Below are 18,664 nucleotides of genomic sequence, written 5' to 3'. Positions count from 1 at the left end.
AGCGGTTCGCCGTTTTCGTAAAACGGTGAACCGCTCTAGACAGGCAATGGATCGGCATGACGCAACCCGTGGCGCAGAATTCCACAATCAGGAACGTGCTTCTGGCCGGCATTCTTTTGATGCTGGCCGGCGACTTCCTGTTTGCGCTCAACGACGCCATGGGCAAATGGCTGGTCGCCAGCTTTTCCGTCGGCCAGGTGGTGCTGATCAGGTCGATCGGCGCGTTTTTCGTGCTCGGTCCGATGATCGCCCACCAGGGCGCCGCCAAGCTGTTCCGCATGGAAAGGCCCGAATTGCAGGTCCTGCGCGTCATCATGACCACGCTCGATACCGGGCTCTTCTATGCCGCCGTCGTCTATCTGCCGCTTGCGGATGTGATGAGCTTCTATATGGCCGGGCCGATCTATGTGGCGGCACTCTCGCATCTCCTGCTTGGCGAGAAGGTCGGCTGGCGCCGCTGGATGGCGATCCTGCTCGGCTTCTGCGGCGTGCTGATCATGCTCAAGCCCTCCTCGGCGGCTTTCTCGCTGTCGTCGGGCTTCGCGCTGGCGGGCAGCATTGCCTTCGCTTTCGCCATCATCCTCAACCGGCGCTTGCGCGGCACCAGCGACACCAATCTGGTGACATGGCAGACCATCGGCACGCTGCTGGTCGGCGGCGCCCTGACCATCGGCGCCTGGCACACGCCGTCGGCGCTCGATTTCGGCGCCATGCTGCTGCTCGGCATCGTCTCCTGCGGTGCCCATCTGATGATCACGCGGGCGCTCAAGCTGGCCCCGGCCTCGACGCTGGCGCCGCTGCACTACACGCTGCTTCTATGGGCGGTGGTCTTCGGGCTGGCGTTCTTCGGCGACGTTCCCGGCCCGCGCATCCTCATCGGCTCGGTCATCGTCGTGCTGGCCGGCTTGTTCATCTTCCATCGCCAGAAGGTGGTCGACACGACGGTGCCGCCTGAAAACGTGCCGAAGGGCGTGAATTAGCCCTCGCGGATCACCGCCAGGTGCCGTGAAAATTCCGGCGTCTCCATCAGCGCCTTGCAGCGCGCGAAGCGGCCGTCGGCATAGGCCCGAAAATCGTCGACGGGATTGTCGTTGGCGAGCTGGATCAGTCCCCACAGTGTCCACAACAGGTCGCACATCCCCTTGTAGATGACGATGCGGCCGCGCTCCGCCGGTTTCGCCTCGCCGCCGAAATAGGCGCGCATCATCTCCTCGTCCTGCGCGGCATCGAACTTGCCTTCGACGGAGAGGTCGCCAAGATCCCAGAGCGGATCGTTCATTCCTGAATATTCCCAGTCGACGATCCACATCCTGTCACCCGCATCGATAAAATTCTCGCACAGCGGGTCGCAATGACAGGCGACGACGGGCAGCGGGTGGGCCGACAGCGCCGCGCGCACGCCACCGGCCTCGCGCACCACGTCGTGATAGCCGGCGGGCAGGGCGACCTCCTTGGTCGACAGCACCTTCAGATAGTCATCGATCATCGCGAACAGTTCGAAACGGAACGGAAACACCGCACCGGACGAATGCAGCTTGCGGAAGGCCTCTCCCGCACGCGCCGGGCTGCCCGGCCGAACCCTGAATTTTTCCGGCGACATGGTTACGGCGCCGGCGATGAAGCGCGTCACCATCACGCCGGTGCCCGGATCGACATGCAGCACCTCGGGGCTGACGCCTGCCTTAGCCGCTTCGCGCGCCGCCACCGCCTCATTGGCGCGGTTGATATATTCCTCGGTGCCTTTGCCTGGAATGCGCAGGCAGAAGTCCCCGGCCTTGAAAACCAGGTTGGTGAGGCCGCCAAGCCGCTCCAGCGTCCCGTTATAGCCGGCCAGCATGGGAATGGCGGCAAGTTTTGTCCGTGCCTCGTCCATTGTCATGCCCGCTCCCCCGCTGTTATTTGTCGCAGAGACGGTTCCACAAAATTCGTGCTTTGGCTATCATCCGTGCGAGACCAATTTAGGGGCATGGCGGACAGGACGAAAGTGACCGACAGCAAGCATAAGGGCGCGCTTGGCGCTGCCTACGCGGCCAAGCGCCCGGAAGACGTGGCGGCGCTCTATGACCGTTGGTCGCAGACCTACGACAGCGACATGTCGGCCGCCGGCTATCGTCATCCCACCATCTGCCTGGCCTTGCTGGCAAGGCATCTGCCGCGTGGCTCGGCCCCGCTGCTCGATGCCGGGGCCGGCACCGGGCTCATCGGCGAATGGCTGGACATTGCCGGCTATCCCGAGGTCGAGGCGCTCGACATCTCGCAAGGCATGCTGGATCAGGCAGAGCGCAAGGGCGTCTATTCGGCCCTGCATTGCCTTGCGCTTGGCGGGCCGCTGCCCTTTGCCGACAATGCCTATGCCGGGGTGATCTCGGCCGGCGTCTTTACCTCGGGCCATGTCGGTGCCGAAGGGCTGGACGAACTGATCCGCATCTGCCGGCCGGGCGGCGTGATCGTGCTGACGGTCAAGAACACGATCTGGGATCTAGGCTTTAACGCGCGAGTCGCTGAGCTGGAGGCTCAGGGGCTGGTCACCCGCATCGAGGAAACGCGCCCGTACGTCTCGATGCCGGGCGAGGCCGACACGGTGCCCAGCCGCTGCCTCGCCTTGCGTGTGAACTGATCAGGCTTTGATCCTGTTCCCGGCCGGATCATACATCGGCTCGAGATGGATCTTTGCCGGCGTGCGCTGCATCGCCACGACCAGCTCATAGCGGCCCGAGGCGAGAAAATCGTCGCTCACGCCGTCGGCATTGCGCACATAGCCGTAGCCGATGTTCTTCTCCACGGTGTAGCCATAGCCGCCGCTGCTGAGATAGCCGACCGGCTCGCCATTGCGCAGGATCGTCTCGCGCCCGACGAGCACGATGTCCTGATCGTCGACCGTGAAGCCGGCGAAACGCTTCTTCAATGGCCCGCCAGTGATTTTCTCCAAGGCGCGCCGCCCTACGAAATCCGTGTTCTTGCGAAGCTTCACCGCCCAGCCGAGGCCGGCTTCCAGCGGCGTGTCGTTGGGGGTGATATCGGAGCCCCAGGCGCGATAGCCCTTTTCCAGTCGCAGCGATTCCAGGGCCCGGTAGCCGACCGGGCGGATATCATGTTGCTTGCCTGCCGACATCAACGTGTCGAAGATCTCGCCGGTTGCGGAGATCGGCACGTGCAGCTCCCAGCCGAGTTCCCCGACATAGGTGACGCGCAACGCCCGCACGGTGTGGCCGGCAACGACAATCTCGCGGGCATGGCCGAATGGGAAACCGCTGTTGGAAATGTCGGCATCGGTCACGCCGGCCAGCACTTCGCGGGCGCGCGGTCCCATCAGCGACAGCGTGCCGAAATCCTCGGTGACGTCGGTGAGCGTGATGTCGAGCTCCTTTTCGACATGGTCGCTGATCCAGGACAGGTCATGGGTGCGGAAGCCCGTGCCGGTAACGATATAGAACCTGTCCTCGCCGAACCGCGACACGGTGAGATCGGCCTCTATGCCGCCGCGCGTGTTGAGAAGCTGCGTATAGGTCAGCCGGCCGGCCGGCTTGTTGACGTCGTTGGCGCAGATCCAGTCCAGCGCCTTCGGCGCGTCGGGCCCGGTCAGCTCGTATTTGGCGAAGGACGACTGGTCGAAGATGCCGACCTTCTCGCGCACATGGCGATGTTCGTCGCCGACGGCTGAAAACCAATTCTGCCGGCCCATGGAATAGACGTCACGCGGCTCGACGCCTTCGGGGGCGAACCAGTTCGGCCGCTCCCAGCCGAGCTTCGAACCGAACACGGCGCGATGCTGTTTCAGCCTGTTGTACAGCGGCGAAACGATGCGCGGCCTGCCGGAAAGATACTCCTCATGCGGAAAGCCGATCGTGTAGTGCTTGCCATAGGCTTCCAGCGTGCGCTCGCGGACCCAGTGCCGGTCGCGGTGCAGGCTGGAAAAGCGCCTGATGTCGACGACCCACAGATCGAACGGCGCCTCGCCATCGACCACCCATTGCGCCAGCACCCAGCCGGCGCCGCCGCCCGAAGCGATGCCGAAGGCGTTGAAGCCGGCGCCGACGAACATGTTGGCGCATTCGGGCGCCACGCCGAGGATGAAATTGCCGTCCGGCGTGAAACTCTCGGCCCCGTTGATCATCTGCTTGACGCCGACGGTTTCCAGCGCCGGCACGCGCGCGATCGCCTGGCTCATGTGCTGTTCGAAATGATCATAGTCGTCGTCGAACAGCCGGAACTCCCAGTCATTGGGCACGTCGCCTCCGGGGAGATCTGTCGTCCAGGCCTGCGGGTTTGGCTCATAGCCGCCCATCACCAGCCCGCCGACCTCTTCCTTGAAATAGGTGCGCCGGTCCGGGTCGCGGATGGTCGGGACATCGGTCGCCAGCCCGTCGATCTTCTCGGTGACGATAAACTGGTGCTTCACCGGCTGCAGCGGCACGTTGATGCCGGCCATGGCGCCAACCTGCCGTGCCCATTGTCCTGCGCAGTTCACCACCTTGTCGCAGGCGATGTCGCCCATGTTGGTCTTCACCGCAATGATGCGGCCGCCTTTGATCTCGAAGCCGGTGACGCGCACTTCCTCGTAAAGCCTTGCGCCATGCATGCGCGCGCCCTTGGCCAGCGACTGGGTGACGTCGGATGGGCTCGCCTGACCGTCGGTCGGCAGCCAGGAAGCGCCGACGAGATCGCCGGTTTCCATCAGCGGCCACATGTTCTTGACCTCTGCCGGCGACAGCAACTCCATGTCCATGCCAAAGCTCTTCGCTGTCGTCGCCAGCCTCTCGTACTCGGTCCAGCGGTCGGCATTGGTGGCAAGGCGCAGGCACCCGCTCATCTTCCAGCCGGTGGCAAGGCCGGTCTCGGCCTCCAGGCCCTTGTAGAGGTTGACCGAATATTTGAGCACGCGGGTGATCGAGGCCGACGAGCGCAGCTGCCCGACCAGGCCGGCGGCGTGCCAGGTCGAGCCCGAGGTCAGCTTGCCCTGTTCGAGCAGCACCACATCTGCCTTGTGGTCGCGGGCCAGATGGTAGGCCGTCGAGCAGCCGATAATGCCGCCGCCGATGACGACGATCGCTGCCTGGGTTGGCAAGGTCATGAATTCAGGTCCCGTATTTTGTCCGGTAGTTTTCCAGCGCGGCATCGAGCCGCGTCAGGTTCTCTTCCGTGTAGGCGACGTAGTCGATGCCGGGCACGTCGAGGTAGAGTTCCGAAACCATGCTCCACATCGCCTCGCGCAGCAGCGAGGCGCATTGCATGGCTGCATGCGAGCGGCGGATCGCCTCGTCCGGCTCCTTCATGAAATAAGCGGTCAGGAAGGCGAAGGATTCCTCGTCGCTCATGCCGGCGTTCGAGGCGACGCCGGCAAGGTCGAACATCGCGGTATTGAAGCCGGCATATTCGAAGTCGATCAGCCATAGCCTGCTGCCGTCGTCGAGAATATTCGCCGGCAAAAGATCATTGTGGCCGAACACGATCGGCAGCAGTTTCTGGGCGCGTTCGAGCTCGTCGGCCAGCATCAGCAGACGCGGCAGGTCGCTCGCCTTGCGGCTGCCGGCGTCCTCCAGCGTGCGCGCATAGTCGCGGATGACGTGGAACACCCAGAACATGAAGCCGGCACCGGAGACGTGGTTGGGCATCTCACGGTGGAAGCCGCGCATCAGGGCGGCGACACGGCCGAGATTGGCGCGCACGTCCTCAGCCAGACAGGTCTTGGCGCCGAGATACTCCGTCACGAGAATGCCGGGTTCGGCATGGCGGACCGCCGGCGCGAAACCGGCGGCATGCGCGGCGCGTGCGGTCATCACCTCACGCTCGCGAAAGACGTGGTGGAAGGGATAGTCCCTGCCGAAACGCACGACATGCCTCCCGGCCGCGTCCTTAACCCGATAATTGGCATTGCTCAGCCCGCCGGGCAGCGGCTCGATCTCGACGCTGCCTGTCCAGCAAGGCAGGGCGCGGATGCGGTCCTCGGCCGTCATGAATTCGCCCTTCGTCCGGCAAGGCGCCGACGGGGCGGCACCACCGTGGCGACCCGCCGTTTGTCCGGACGCTCGTTCTGGCAAAGACCTCGCCGGCGCGGCATTCGGGATCGGTATCCCGCGCCGCACCGACGAGCCCCACGTGCCGGGCTCTTCGAGGCCGGCATCCGCCCCCGCGGATGAGAAAATTCTTCCAGTCGCCCTCGCGTCAGGCAGTTTCCAGACCTTGGGGCACACAAATTCGGATCAGGCTCCGCTATCGCTTTTCCGTGGCAGTGCGAGCCTGACACGGCATCAGTGTCACGCCGGGTAAGCCACGTTGTCAACGAGATTCTGTGGCTTTTTCTGCTTTCCTGCCCGTATTCTTTCGAGATTCCTTGTAATATGCGGCAGATTTGCCATAGAAGCGGTCACTGCATCATGGCGCGACTGGAAATGACCCGATGAGCCATTCCAAGCGGCACGGCGAAATCCTGCGGTTTCTGCAGGAGGAAGGCACCGTCACCATCGCCAGCCTGGCCGACCGGCTAGGCGTCTCGCTGGAAACCGTTCGCCGCGACGTCAAGCCCCTCACCAGCGACGGCTCGCTCCTGAAGATGCATGGCGCCGTCGGCCTGCCGTCGACGATCGGCGAAGCGCCGTTCGAACGGCGCATGCGAGAGAACGCCGAGGCCAAGCGCCTCATCGCCCGCATGGTCGCCGCCACCATCCGCGACGGCGAATCGATCATGCTCGACACGGGAACGACCACCTCGTTCCTGGCGCGTGAACTGCTCGGCCATCGGCGGCTGACGGTCGTCACCAACTCATCCGACATCGCCCGCACGCTGGCCACCGTCAACGGCAACAAGGTCTACATGGCCGGCGGTGAGCTGCGCAGCGATTCCGGCGCCGCCTTCGGCGCCTCGGCCATCGACTTCGTCAGCCGCTTCTCGGTCAGCCATGCGGTGATCTCGACGGGTGCCGTCGATGCGGTGACGGGTGTCATGGATTACGATCTCGACGAGGCCGAGTTCGCCCGCATGGTGCTGTCGCGCGGCCAGCGTTCGCTCGTCGTCACCGATCATTCCAAGTTCGGGCGCCAGGGCCTGGTCCAGGTCTGCGGCTTCGATGGCTTTTCCGAGCTCGCCACCGACCGGCCGCCGCCGCGCGACATCGCTGCTGGCCTGGCGCAGGCCGGCGCGCGGCTCAGCGTCGCGGGCAACGCAGCCTGAGCTAACCGAATACCAGCGACTGGTGTGCGCATATGCCGGCGAAGGCGCCGCCCGATACGGCGAAGGCGATGTTGTGCATCGCGCGTGACGCGTCCCCGGCGGCGTAGACGCCGGGAACCGTCGTCTGCTGCCTGTCATCGATTGATATCACCGGGCCAAGGGGACCGTCCGTGAAGCCGCAACCGAGCTGTTCGGCCACCGGGCTCGCCATTGTATTGCGCGGCGCGGTGAATATCGCGCGAACCCCCGCCTTTCGGCCGCCGTCGAGGATCACCGTCAAGCCGCCCGCGCCATCCTCCCGCAGTTCGGCGACCGCAGCGGGTTCGAACCTCACATTCTTGCCTTCCAGGACAGACATCTGTTCGGCATCGGGCTCGATCAGGCGATTGCCGAACAGCGTGACGTCGCCCCAGTCGGCGATCAACTGCGCCTGATGCAGGGACATGGGCCCGGTCGCCAGCACGCCAAGCGGCCCGCCGGAAACCTCGTAGCCGTGGCAATAGGGGCAGTGCAGCACGGTCTTGCCCCACTGCTCGGCAAGCCCGGGAACTTCCGGCAGGATGTCGCGCACGCCGGTGGCCAGAACCAGCCGCGCGGCGCCAAAGGTCTCGCCGCCCTCTGTGCTGATTTCGAAGTCGCTGCTGCTATTGGCGACCGCCTTGTCCGCACGTCCCTTGACAAGGCGAGCCGTCGGATAGGCTAGCAACTGCCGTCTTGCCTCCTCCAGGATGGCGCCTGGCGTGCGCCCGTCTTGGCCGAGGAAGCCGTGCGAATGCGCGGCGAACCGATTTCGGGGCTGGCCGGCGTCGATCACCAGGACGTTGCGCCGGGCCCGGGCCGCCTGGATGGCGGCGGACAAGCCGGCAAAGCTGCCGCCGACGACGGCAAGATCATACTGCATGGCTGGAGACTCCGATGAGGTCGTAACGGCGGCGGAAGTCGGCGGTCAGGTCGGCCAGCGTGATACGGCTGAGCTTCTCCGCCAGCAGCTTCTCCGCCGCGATCCGAAAATCGTCGAGGACGGCGATGACGGCCTGCTCGACAAGGCAGCCGGGGCTCTCCGGCTCGGTGCCGAACTGCAGCAGCGTCTCGCCAAGCGCGGCGCTGATTTCGGCCAGCGAGATCTCGTCGGGCGGGCGCCCGAGCAGCCAGCCGCCGCCATGTCCGCGTGAAGAGGTGACGATGCCGGCATCCCGCAACCCCGCGATGGTGCGGCGCACCACGACCGGATTGGTATGGATGAAGGTGGCAAGCTGCTCCGAGGTCAGCGCCCGCTCGGGCTTCTCGGCCATGTGGACCAGAATGTGCAAGGTGGAAGACAGCCGGCTGTTGCGTTTCATGTAACTTATTTAGTTACAATTCTGGGGGCCGTCAAGTTGCCGATCCGTTTCCACTTCCCAGTGTCGTCCCCGCCGTGTTTAGTCCGGCCATGGCTTTCACCATCCGCCAGTTGCAGTTCTTCATCGCCGTCGCCGAGCAGGGCACGGTGTCGGGTGCCGCGCAGAACCTCTCCATTTCGCAATCCTCGGTCACCGAAGCGATCAAGGAGCTCGAAGGCGATCTCGGCGTCGAATTGTTCGACCGCCATCCGCGCGGCCTCAACATCACCCACAAGGGCCACCAGTTCCTGCGTCATGCCACCAAGATCCTGGCCGATGTGTCCGATGCGCGCCGCGCCTTCCTCGGCGAGCAGGCGACAGCGGGCGGCCGGCTGCAGCTCGGCGTCACCTCGCTGGTCGCCGGCTATGTGCTGTCGGACCTGCTTTCCCGCTACCGTCGTGCCTATCCCGGCGTCGAGGTCTCGGCAATCGAGGACAATGGCGACTATCTCGAGCATCTGCTGATCGGCGGCAAGCTGGACATCGCCGTGATGGTCACGTCCAATCTGCGCGACCGAACCGCGCTGCAATCGGAAATCCTTGAAGTCTCGGCTTACCGCCTGTGGCTGCCGCTCGGGCATCCGCTCGCCGGCGCCGACATCATCGGCATCGGCGACATCGCTTCGGAGCCGCTGATCATGCTGACCGTCGACGAGATCGAGGAGAACACCGGCAAGTTGCTGACGGCAATCGGCGCCAAGCCGCATGTCGCCTTCCGCACCCGTTCGGTCGAAGCGGTGCGCAGCCTCGTCGCCACCGGCGCGGGCGTGGCGCTGCTGCCCGACCTCGTCTACCGGCCGTGGTCGCTGGAAGGCGACCGCATCGAGTCGCGCGACGTCTCCGGTGCCCTACCCGTCGTCCAGGTCGGGATGGTCTGGCGCCGCGGCTCCGGCCTGCCGCAGGCTGCGCGCGATTTCATCGGTCTGGCGCAGTCGCAGCGCATGGTTCGCCAGCGCCCCGACAAGAACGGCCGCTAATCTATCGGAAAAACCGATATCCCCCTTCTGATAAATGAATTTGCGAAACCGGGATTTTCACAGCAACTTCGCTTCAGGGAACAAAGCCGCCGCCGAAGCGCGGGCCTATCAATGGGAGATCGAAGATGAATTCATTCCTGAAGTCATGCACTGCATTGACGGTCGCGCTGACCTTCTCCGGCCAGGCCATCGCTCAGGTCACGGAACTCGGCAAGGGTGAAGGCGAGGTCAATATCGTCGCCTGGCCGGGCTATATCGAGCGTGGCGAGACCGACAAGGGCTATGACTGGGTCACCGCCTTCGAGAAGGAAAGCGGCTGCAAGGTCAACGTCAAGACCGCCAACACGTCGGACGAGATGGTCTCGCTGATGAACGAGGGCGGCTTCGACCTCGTCACCGCTTCGGGCGATGCATCGCTGCGCCTCGTTGCCGGCAAGCGCGTGCAGCCGATCAATACCGATCTCATCCCGAGTTGGAAGACGGTCGACGACCGCATCAAGGACGCCCCCTGGTTCACCGTCGACAAGGTTCATTATGGGGTCCCCTACCAGTGGGGGCCGAACGTCCTGATGTACAATACCGATGTCTTCAAGGAAGCGCCCAAGAGCTGGAACATCGTCTTCGAGGAGATGAAGCTGCCGGACGGCAAATCAAACAAGGGCCGCGTCCAGGCCTATGACGGCCCGATCCACATCGCCGATGCCGCCAACTACCTGATGTTCCACAAGCCGGAGCTCGGCATCAAGGACCCCTACGAGTTGAACGAGGACCAATACAAGGCCGCGCTCGAGTTGCTGCGCGTCCAGCGCACGCTGGTCGGCCGCTACTGGCACGACGCCGCCATCCAGGTCGACGATTTCCAGAACGAAGGCGTGGTTGCCTCCGGTTCGTGGCCATACCAGGTCAACACGCTGGTCGCCGCCAAGAAGCCGGTCGCCTCGACCGTGCCGGAGGAAGGCGTGACCGGCTGGGCCGACACCACCATGATGGAGGCCGACGCGGCACATCCGAACTGCGCCTATATGTGGCTCGAACACTCGCTTTCGCCCAAGGTGCAGGGCGACGTCTCGGCCTGGTTCGGCTCGCTGCCGGTCGTCCCCGCCGCCTGCAAGGGCAACGAGCTGCTGACCGACGAAGGCTGCAAGACCAACGGCTACGAAAATTTCGACAAGATCAAGTTCTGGAAGACGCCGGTGACCAAATGCGCCACCCAGAACGACCAGTGCGTGCCCTATTACCGCTGGGTGTCGGACTATATCGGCGTCATCGGCGGGCGGTGACCTAGCCTTACTTTGCCGAAGCCGGCGCCGCCCCTCACCCTTACCCTCTCCCCGTGAAGAACGGGGAGAGGGTATCGCCAGCGTTGGCGCGCGTCCCTTCCCCTGTCCTTCACGGGGAGAAGGTGCCGGCAGGCGGATGAGGGGCGGCGCCGCCTGAGATCGATGAGCCCGGCAGATCAGGACACTCCATGACCTCAGCCGTTTCCTTTCAAAAAGTCTCGCGCCATTTCGGCAGCGTGCGCGCCGTCGACACGGTCGACCTCGAAATCGTACCTGGCGAGTTCTTCGCCATGCTCGGGCCGTCCGGTTCCGGCAAGACGACCTGCCTGCGCCTCATTGCCGGTTTCGAGCAGCCGACGGCGGGTTCGATCTCGATCTTCGGCGAGCGCGCCGAGGGCGTTCCGCCTTATCGCCGCAACGTCAACACTGTCTTCCAGGACTATGCGCTGTTCCCGCATCTCAATGTGCTCGACAATGTCGCCTACGGATTGATGGTCAAGGGCGTCGGCAAGGCCGGGCGGCACAAGGCAGCGGAAGAGGCGCTGTCGCTGGTCAGGCTGCCCGGCTACGGCGCCCGCCGCCCCGGCCAGCTTTCCGGCGGCCAGCGCCAGCGCGTCGCGCTGGCCCGCGCATTGGTCAACCAGCCCAAGGTGCTGCTGCTCGACGAGCCGCTCGGCGCGCTCGACCTCAAACTGCGCGAGAACATGCAGGAAGAACTGAAGTCGCTGCAAAAGGCGCTCGGCATAACCTTCGTCTTCGTCACTCACGATCAGGGCGAGGCGCTGTCGATGGCCGATCGCGTCGCCGTCTTCAACGACGGCAGGATCATGCAGATCGGCACGCCGGAAGATATCTACCAGCGGCCGAGCACTCGCTTCGTCGCTGATTTCGTCGGTTCCTCCAACGTGCTGCCGCCGGATTTCGTCCAGCGTTATTGCGGCCAGCGCGGCTGGGGCAGCCTGCGCCCCGAATCCATCCGCGTCGGCCGCGCGGCGAGCGGCGAGGGCGTCGCCGCGCGCCTCGTCTCAACTAACTATCTCGGGGCGACCACCAGGCTGGCGCTCGATGCCGACGGTCTGAAATTGCACGCCATCGTGCCTGCCGGTACGGCCTTGCCTGGGGAAGGCGAGGCGGTGGTGCTCACCTTCAACCGCGAGAGCCTGCATTTGATGGACGAGCCGGTGTGATGAAGGCTTGCGCGAAGCACCCCCCTCTGTCCTGCCGGACATCTCCCCCTCAAGGGGGGAGATTGGCTGCCCTTTCGGGTTTCGCCAATTTCCAACGTCGCAGAATTGGCGAGGCCGAGAAATTGCCAATCTCCCCCCGTGAGGGGGAGATGTCCGGCAGGACAGAGGGGGGCGACGCAGAACGCGGCCTCTCATATAATTCTCTTCAGCACACGGCGGCCCCATGACCATTGCCGCGCTCACCCCCAGCCCAGCCCCTGCCATCCTGCCCGGCAGCGGCGGCATACGCGGCGCGCTCTCCGACCTCTTCTGGCGCAGGCCGCAACTGCTCCTTCTGCTTATGCTGCTGCCGCCGGTCCTGTGGCTCGGCATCGTCTATATCGGCTCGTTGTTCGCTCTTTTGGCGCAGAGCTTTTTCTCGATCGACGAGTTCTCCGGCCTCATCAATCGTGAGTTCACGTTGAAGACCTATGGCGACCTGTTGCAGGCCGCCAATCTCGACATCATCCTGCGCACGGTGACGATGGCAGCCCTGGTGACCCTGGTCTCGGCCGTCGTCGCTTTCCCCATCGCCTACTACGCGGCGCGCTATGCGCGCGGCCGCTGGAAGGCGCTGTTCTATCTCGGCGTCATGCTGCCGCTGTGGTCGAGCTACCTGGTCAAGATCTACGCCTGGAAACTGATCCTGGCCAAGGAAGGCATTCTCACCTGGCTGCTCGCCAAGCTGAACCTGTTGTGGCTGCTTGACGCCTGGCTGTCGCTGCCGGTCGTCGGCGGCAACTCGCTGTCGGTGTCGTTCACCGGCACCTTTATCGTTTTCGTCTATGTCTGGCTGCCCTTCATGATCCTGCCGGTGCAGGCAGCCCTCGAGCGCGTGCCCGGCAATCTGGTCGAAGCCTCTTCCGACCTTGGCGCGTCGCCCGGCCAGACTTTTCGCAATGTGCTGTTCCCGCTGGCGCTGCCCGGCATCGTCGCCGGCTCGATCTTCACCTTTTCGCTGACATTGGGCGACTACATCATCCCGCAGATCATCGGCACGTCGCGCCTGTTCATCGGCCAGGCCGTTTATTCGCAGCAAGGCACGGCCGGCAACATCCCGCTCGCCGCCGCCTTCACGGTCGTGCCCATCGTCATCATGGGCTTCTATCTCTGGGGCGCCAAGCGCATGGGGGCCTTCGATGCGCTCTGACCGTGCCCAATCGGCTCCGCTTGGCCTGAAGATCGCCGCCGCTTGCGGGTTGCTGTTCCTGCATCTGCCGATCCTGCTGATCTTCGTCTATGCCTTCACGACGGAGGAGAAGAGCTTCGTCTGGCCGCCGCCGGGGCTCACCACGCAGTGGTTCGCCGTCACCTGGAACCGGCCGGACGTGTGGCAAGCGCTGTCGCTCTCGGTGCGCGTCGCCGCCATCTCGACGGCCATCGCGCTGGTTCTCGGCACGCTGTGCGCCGCCGCGGTGTCACGGACGAAATTCTTCGGCCGTGAAACCATTTCGCTGCTGGTCATCCTGCCGATCGCGCTGCCCGGCATCATCACCGGCATTGCGCTGCGTTCGGCTTTCGCGCTGGCCGACATTCCGTTCTCGTTCTGGACGATCGTGCTCGGCCACGCCACCTTCTGCGTGGTTGTCGTCTACAACAATGCCGTTGCCCGCTTCCGCCGCACCTCGGGCTCGATGATCGAGGCCTCGATGGATCTCGGCGCGGATGGTTTCCAGACCTTCCGGCATATCGTGTTGCCCAACATCGCCACGGCGCTGCTTGCCGGCGGCATGCTGGCCTTCGCGCTGTCGTTCGACGAGGTCATCGTCACCACCTTCACCGCCGGCCAGCAGCAGACGATGCCGATCTGGATGCTTGAAGAACTGATCCGCCCGCGCCAGCGCCCGGTCACCAATGTCGTGGCGATGGTGGTGGTGCTGGTGACGCTGCTGCCGATCCTCGCCGCCTACTACCTGACCCGCGACGGCGACCAGATCGCCGGCAGCGGGAAATGAAAACAGCGAATAGGGAATAGCGGGTAGCACTATTCGCATTCGCTCCTCTTCAAGGAGAACCCAATGGACACCCAGATGCTGATCGGCTCGAAGTTCGAGAAAGGCACCGAGACCGAGGAGTCGGTCCTCAATCCGAAGACCGGGGCGACCATTCTCAATCTCCCCGAGGCGAGCCCGGCGCAGATCGAGGCGGCGGTGACGGCTGCCGGGAAGGCGTTCACGGCTTGGTCGCGTACCACGCCCGCGCAGCGCTCGGGCTATCTCCTTAAGATCGCCGACCGCATAGAGGCCGAAGCCAGGGAATTCGCGGCGCTCGAGGCGCTGAACTGCGGCAAGCCGATCAATGCCGTGCTCAATGATGAAATCCCGGCGATCGTCGACTGCTACCGTTTCTTCGCCGGCGCCGTCCGCTCCATGCCAGGCCAGGTAGCCGGCGAATACCTGCCGGGCCACACCTCGATGGTCCGGCGCGATCCGATCGGCATCGTCGCTTCCATCGCGCCGTGGAATTACCCGTTGATGATGATGGCCTGGAAGCTGGCGCCGGCGATCGGCGGCGGCAATACGGTCGTCTTCAAACCGTCGGAACAGACGCCGCTGACGGCGCTGAAACTGGCGAAGATCCTGGCCGAAATCCTGCCCGAAGGGGTCGTCAATGTCGTGCTCGGACGCGGCGACAGCGTCGGCAATACGCTGATCAACCATCCCAAGGTCAACATGATCTCGATCACCGGCGATGTCGCCACCGGCAAGAAGGTGCTGCAGGCGGCCGCCAAGTCGGTCAAGCGCACGCATCTGGAACTCGGCGGCAAGGCCCCGGTCATCGTCTTCGATGATGCCGACCTCGGCGCCGTGGTCAATGGCCTGCGCGCTTTCGGCTACTACAATGCCGGCCAGGACTGCACCGCCGCCTGCCGCATCTATGCCGGCAAGAAGGTCTACGACAAGCTCGTCGCCGATCTCTCCTCGGCCGTGTCGACCATCAAGTACAATCTGCCGGACGATGCCGAGAACGAGATCGGCCCGCTGATCTCGCGCCGCCAACGCGACCGTGTCTCGAGCTTCGTCGAGCGCGCCTCGGAATTGAAGCACATCGAGATCACCACCGGCGGCAAGCCGGGCGAGGGCACCGGCTTCTACTACCAGCCGACCGTCGTCGCCGGCGCCTTGCAGGAGGACGAGATCGTGCGCCGCGAAGTCTTCGGCCCGGTGGTCTCGGTCACCCGTTTCACGGAAGTCGACGAGGCGGTGAACTGGGCCAATGACAGCGATTATGGGCTGGCATCGTCGGTGTGGACCAGGGACGTCTCGCGCGCCATGGCGACGGCCGCTCGCCTGCAATATGGCTGCACCTGGATCAACACCCACTTCATGCTGACCAACGAGATGCCGCATGGCGGGCTGAAGCAGTCCGGTTACGGCAAGGACATGTCGCTCTACGCGCTGGAGGATTATACCGCCGTGCGCCATGTGATGGTGGCGCACGGGTAATCTGTCTCCTTCCGGCAAAGGCAGATCTTATATGGCTGTGGCCGGCGCCGGCGACCCCGCTTGAGAGGGTCGTCAGCGCCATTCCACTTCGCGATTGCGCTGCATTTGACAGGCACGGCCGCCGAACGGCATCAGCGGCGAGACCCCGGCACTACGCGGCCGTCCGGCCCGGCATCGCCGATGTCGCAGGCTTGATGTTCAGGTTGACCCGGAAGACATTGGATGGGTCGTAGGTTCGCTTAACCTGGCTCAGCCGCTCGTAATTTCCGCCATAGCTCGCCTGCAAGCGCGCGTCTCCTTCATCGTCCATCATGAAGTTCACGTAGCCGCCCTCGCCATTATGGGGATGGACGCTCGCCCAGTAATTCCGTGCCCACGCGGTCAGGTCGGCGGCTTTGCCGGGATCGGGGTCGATGGCGGCGATGACCATCGACCAGCTTGCGTCGCGCGCGTTCCAGGCGGTCTCGTCCTTGCCGACGCGGCGGACGGCGCCGTCAATCGGGTATAGATGCATAAGCGACAATTCGCTGGGCGCCTGGGCGGCCTGTGCGATATGGGTCGCGATCGCTTCGTCGGGAAGCGACTTGACGAAATCGCCCTTCCAGTACCATTGCAGGCCTTTCGGAAGGAGCGGGTCGAATAGCGACTGCATCGCCGGGAACGGCATTACGCCCATCCAGTTGAACATTGGCGGCGGCAAGGTGTCCAGCAGCGGCGCCATGGCCTTGCGCCCGTCCTCCTCCGTGCCGTTGTAGCACGAGATGATGGCACAGGCGCGCTTGCCCCAATGCTCGCGCGGGAAAGGATCGCTCGAAGGGACGGATTTGAGGCCGACGAAAGCGCCGAGGTCTTCCGGCGCTTCCGGCAGGTAGTCGCGATAGGTACGCATGACCGCCGACGCGTGCCTGGCGTCCCAGAACACCGGACCGCCGAAGATCATGTTCACCGGATGAGCCTGGAACAGGAAGCTGGTTACCACGCCAAAATTGCCGCCGCCGCCCCGGAGCGCCCAGAACAGGTCGGGATTCTCGCTTTTGCTGGCCTTCGCCATGCTGCCATCGGCCAGCACCAGATCGGCCTCGATCAGATTATCGATGGTGAGGCCGTATTTGCGCGTGAGATAGCCGGTTCCTCCACCGAGGGTAAGGCCGGCGACGCCCGTGGTCGAAACGATGCCGAACGGAACGGCGAGCGCGAAAGGATGGGTGGCGTGGTCCACGTCGCCCGAAGTGCAGCCGGGCGCGACCCTCACGGTGCGGGTTTTCGGGTCGACATGGACGCCTTTCATCATCGACAGGTCGATGACGAGACCGTTGTCGCAAATCCCCAATCCCGCGCCGTTGTGGCCGCCGCTGCGCACGGCGATGAGGAGGTCGTTTATGCGCGCGAACCTTACAGCGGTGATCACGTCGGCGACATCGACGCAGCGTGCAATCAGCGCCGGACTCTTGTCGATCATGCCGTTGTAGACCTTGCGGGCCTCCTCATAGCCGGCTTCGCCGCGCAGGATCAGCTCTCCGCGCAAGCCTTCACGCAGTTTTGCATAGGTTTCGTCGGTCATCGGTTTCCTCCCTGATCGCGCCCGCGCCATATGGTTTCGACGCGACGATTTATCTTGTGGCTTTGCTTGTGCCGTCCATCCGTCGGGTGCGCAGGATGGTGCAGGAGAGCACATTGCACCGATCCGGCTCCTCGCTGCTTCGCCCGAAAGGGCCAGTGGGGAAATGGCCCGGGAGAGCCATAGCGGGCAGGCGGAAGCCGTCATGGTAGCGAAAGCGCGTCGCGTCGAAAGGGACCGATGCGGCGCGCTTCAGATCGTTGTTCTATGGGCACCTTTGGGCGACATGCATTATTCGACGATGCGGAAAATCTGCCAGAGGCTGGTGCCCGACACGACGTAAGGCTCGATCTCCTTGCCCCATTTGGCATGCGCGTCGATCTTGCCGATCCTGGCGAAGAACTCTTCCAACTGGGCCAGGCTTTCGACCTGGTGGTGAGATTCGACCGTCGCCTCCCGCGCGCCGATCGAACCCGTCATGATCTGGAACTTCAGGTCGGCGACGCCGACCTGCGAACCGATCTCGGATTCCCATTTCCGCAAGAGGTCGAGCACGGTCTGCTTGTGTCCGAACCTGGCGTCGATCTGCCATCTGGCGCTGAACATGTTTTCCTCCTCCGAAGATGCGGCTGATGCCGCTTACTCGTCCCAGGCCTGCACGACGGTCTGCCGTGCAATCCGCCCGCCCTTGAGTTCCAGCATCGCCGCACAGAACACCTTGGTCCCGTCCGGGTAGGCGCAGGCTTGGGTGAAGGCGAGATTGTCGCCATCGGCAATGGTGGTATCGACCTTGTGGGTCATTGCCCGGCTGCAGATGTCGTCCCAGAATGTGCTGATCGCCGCTCGGCCGCGGATCTCGCGCGGCTTGCTCGGCGGATTATTGCGGTCGACGACCCGCAACACCGCATCGTCGGCGTAAAAGCTCGACAGCATCTGTCCGTCGCGCCCTTCGATGGCTTTCTTGATTGCCGCGCCGTCAACGGTCTGTGTCTTGGTCAGCATTTCGTCCTCCATGGGCCCGTCTTCCCGATCGGGCGGTTGATGAGCAAAGTGCTGCCCGGCGATCATCGCCGTGCAGCGATAGTGTCACTGCGACTTGGCCTTCACGGCCGCGAACACGTCGTCGGTCTGCTTCTTGAAGGCTGTGAGGTCGACCTGGCTGCCGTTGAGCATCGTCGACCAGTGGCGAACGATCGCCGCCATCGCCACCGCTTCCTTGATCTCCTCGTCGGTCGCGCCGTTGAGCTTGGCGGCCTCGGTGTGGAAGTAGACGCAGTACTGGCAAGGAATCTGCGAGGCGACGGCAAGCCCCATGAGTTCCTTGGTCTTGCCGTCGAGTGCGGTCTTGGGGTTGAGCTGCATCGACTTTATCTCGGCCCAGGCACCGGCGACCGCCACGTCAGGCAAAGTCCTGAACATGTCCGGTATGGAGCCGAGCGTGGCCTCTATGTCCTTGTATGCTGCCGTCGCCGAGGCATCCTCGGCCCGCGCCGGAGCCAGGGCCAGCAAGGCGCCGACGCCGGCCGCGATGACGAGCAATCTGGTCTTGCGACTTGATTTCACCATTTCATCCTCCCTTCGCAGTACCGTCACGGCGATATCGCCTGGCCTGCATGGGAAGAATTGATAA

18 protein-coding genes are annotated in these 18,664 nt (G+C 64.1%); 9 read left to right on the top strand and 9 right to left on the bottom strand.

Features of this window, described 5'->3' with window-relative positions; all coding sequences use genetic code 11:
- Positions 1-56: 56 nt before the first annotated feature.
- A complete protein-coding gene (locus FJ973_RS16900; protein ID WP_140523654.1) occupies positions 57-980 on the top strand; it encodes a DMT family transporter in 924 nt (307 codons plus the stop codon).
- On the opposite strand, the gene FJ973_RS16895 is transcribed toward FJ973_RS16900, so the two are convergent.
- Positions 977-1,879, bottom strand: coding sequence for a phosphotransferase family protein (locus FJ973_RS16895; RefSeq protein WP_140523657.1), 903 nt, complete (start codon positions 1,877-1,879; stop codon positions 977-979). The genes FJ973_RS16900 and FJ973_RS16895 overlap by 4 nt on opposite strands.
- A gap of 105 nt (positions 1,880-1,984) precedes the next feature.
- Here FJ973_RS16895 and FJ973_RS16890 point away from each other — a divergent pair, with 105 nt between their 5' ends.
- A complete protein-coding gene (locus FJ973_RS16890; RefSeq protein WP_181165288.1) occupies positions 1,985-2,617 on the top strand; it encodes a class I SAM-dependent methyltransferase in 633 nt (210 codons plus the stop codon).
- On the opposite strand, the gene FJ973_RS16885 is transcribed toward FJ973_RS16890, so the two are convergent.
- Together FJ973_RS16885 and FJ973_RS16880 are read right to left on the bottom strand one after the other, a co-directional pair.
- Positions 2,618-5,071, bottom strand: coding sequence for an FAD-dependent oxidoreductase (locus tag FJ973_RS16885; RefSeq protein WP_140556829.1), 2,454 nt, complete (start codon positions 5,069-5,071; stop codon positions 2,618-2,620).
- Positions 5,072-5,075: 4 nt separating this feature from the next.
- Entirely contained in the window at positions 5,076-5,954 is an 879-nt protein-coding gene (locus FJ973_RS16880) for a phosphotransferase family protein (protein ID WP_140497071.1), read from the bottom strand.
- Positions 5,955-6,397: 443 nt separating this feature from the next.
- Here FJ973_RS16880 and FJ973_RS16875 point away from each other — a divergent pair, with 443 nt between their 5' ends.
- Positions 6,398-7,168, top strand: coding sequence for a DeoR/GlpR family DNA-binding transcription regulator (locus tag FJ973_RS16875; RefSeq protein WP_140556827.1), 771 nt, complete (start codon positions 6,398-6,400; stop codon positions 7,166-7,168).
- A gap of 1 nt (position 7,169) precedes the next feature.
- Here the strand turns inward: FJ973_RS16875 and FJ973_RS16870 are convergent, their stop codons facing one another.
- On the bottom strand, positions 7,170-8,069 hold the full coding sequence (locus tag FJ973_RS16870; RefSeq protein ID WP_140523662.1) for an NAD(P)/FAD-dependent oxidoreductase: 900 nt from the start codon (positions 8,067-8,069) through the stop codon (positions 7,170-7,172).
- Positions 8,059-8,508 (bottom strand): Rrf2 family transcriptional regulator, encoded by a 450-nt coding sequence (locus FJ973_RS16865; protein WP_140523665.1) that lies wholly within the window; start codon positions 8,506-8,508, stop codon positions 8,059-8,061. The genes FJ973_RS16870 and FJ973_RS16865 overlap by 11 nt, the downstream gene beginning before the upstream one ends.
- 89 nt (positions 8,509-8,597) lie before the next feature.
- On the opposite strand from FJ973_RS16865, the gene FJ973_RS16860 reads away from it, so the two are divergent.
- The 6 genes from FJ973_RS16860 to FJ973_RS16835 all read left to right on the top strand — a co-directional run bounded on the left by FJ973_RS16860 (position 8,598) and on the right by FJ973_RS16835 (position 15,476).
- Positions 8,598-9,524: a LysR substrate-binding domain-containing protein gene (locus FJ973_RS16860; RefSeq protein WP_140513010.1), complete on the top strand. Its 927-nt coding sequence runs from the start codon at positions 8,598-8,600 to the stop codon at positions 9,522-9,524.
- 125 nt (positions 9,525-9,649) lie between these two features.
- On the top strand, positions 9,650-10,804 hold the full coding sequence (locus FJ973_RS16855; protein ID WP_140556826.1) for an ABC transporter substrate-binding protein: 1,155 nt from the start codon (positions 9,650-9,652) through the stop codon (positions 10,802-10,804).
- A gap of 188 nt (positions 10,805-10,992) precedes the next feature.
- The gene (locus tag FJ973_RS16850) at positions 10,993-11,991 is read left to right on the top strand and encodes an ABC transporter ATP-binding protein (protein ID WP_140556824.1); all 999 of its coding nucleotides are present in this window, start codon (positions 10,993-10,995) and stop codon (positions 11,989-11,991) included.
- 223 nt (positions 11,992-12,214) lie between these two features.
- Positions 12,215-13,180 (top strand): ABC transporter permease, encoded by a 966-nt coding sequence (locus tag FJ973_RS16845; protein ID WP_140556822.1) that lies wholly within the window; start codon positions 12,215-12,217, stop codon positions 13,178-13,180.
- Positions 13,170-13,985, top strand: a complete 816-nt coding sequence (locus tag FJ973_RS16840) for an ABC transporter permease (protein ID WP_140556820.1) — start codon at positions 13,170-13,172, stop codon at positions 13,983-13,985. The genes FJ973_RS16845 and FJ973_RS16840 overlap by 11 nt, the downstream gene beginning before the upstream one ends.
- Positions 13,986-14,048: 63 nt before the next feature.
- On the top strand, positions 14,049-15,476 hold the full coding sequence (locus FJ973_RS16835) for a gamma-aminobutyraldehyde dehydrogenase (protein WP_140556818.1): 1,428 nt from the start codon (positions 14,049-14,051) through the stop codon (positions 15,474-15,476).
- A 151-nt stretch (positions 15,477-15,627) separates the two neighbouring features.
- Here FJ973_RS16835 and FJ973_RS16830 read toward each other — a convergent pair whose 3' ends face one another.
- From FJ973_RS16830 to FJ973_RS16815, 4 genes are all read right to left on the bottom strand, one after another.
- On the bottom strand, positions 15,628-17,037 hold the full coding sequence (locus tag FJ973_RS16830; protein ID WP_140497052.1) for an FAD-binding oxidoreductase: 1,410 nt from the start codon (positions 17,035-17,037) through the stop codon (positions 15,628-15,630).
- A 288-nt stretch (positions 17,038-17,325) separates the two neighbouring features.
- Complete coding sequence (locus tag FJ973_RS16825) at positions 17,326-17,640, bottom strand: hypothetical protein (RefSeq protein WP_140497050.1); 315 nt, start codon at positions 17,638-17,640, stop codon at positions 17,326-17,328.
- Between the two features lie 33 nt (positions 17,641-17,673).
- The gene (locus tag FJ973_RS16820; protein WP_224680761.1) at positions 17,674-18,102 is read right to left on the bottom strand and encodes a nuclear transport factor 2 family protein; all 429 of its coding nucleotides are present in this window, start codon (positions 18,100-18,102) and stop codon (positions 17,674-17,676) included.
- Between the two features lie 18 nt (positions 18,103-18,120).
- Positions 18,121-18,600, bottom strand: coding sequence for a carboxymuconolactone decarboxylase family protein (locus FJ973_RS16815; protein WP_140513022.1), 480 nt, complete (start codon positions 18,598-18,600; stop codon positions 18,121-18,123).
- Between the last annotated feature and the right edge of the window lie 64 nt (positions 18,601-18,664).

This window comes from Mesorhizobium sp. B2-1-3 (genome assembly GCF_006442495.1).
GTDB lineage: Bacteria > Pseudomonadota > Alphaproteobacteria > Rhizobiales > Rhizobiaceae > Mesorhizobium.
Note: the sequence above shows the minus strand (reverse complement) of the source record. Positions and strands in the feature narration are given on the sequence as shown.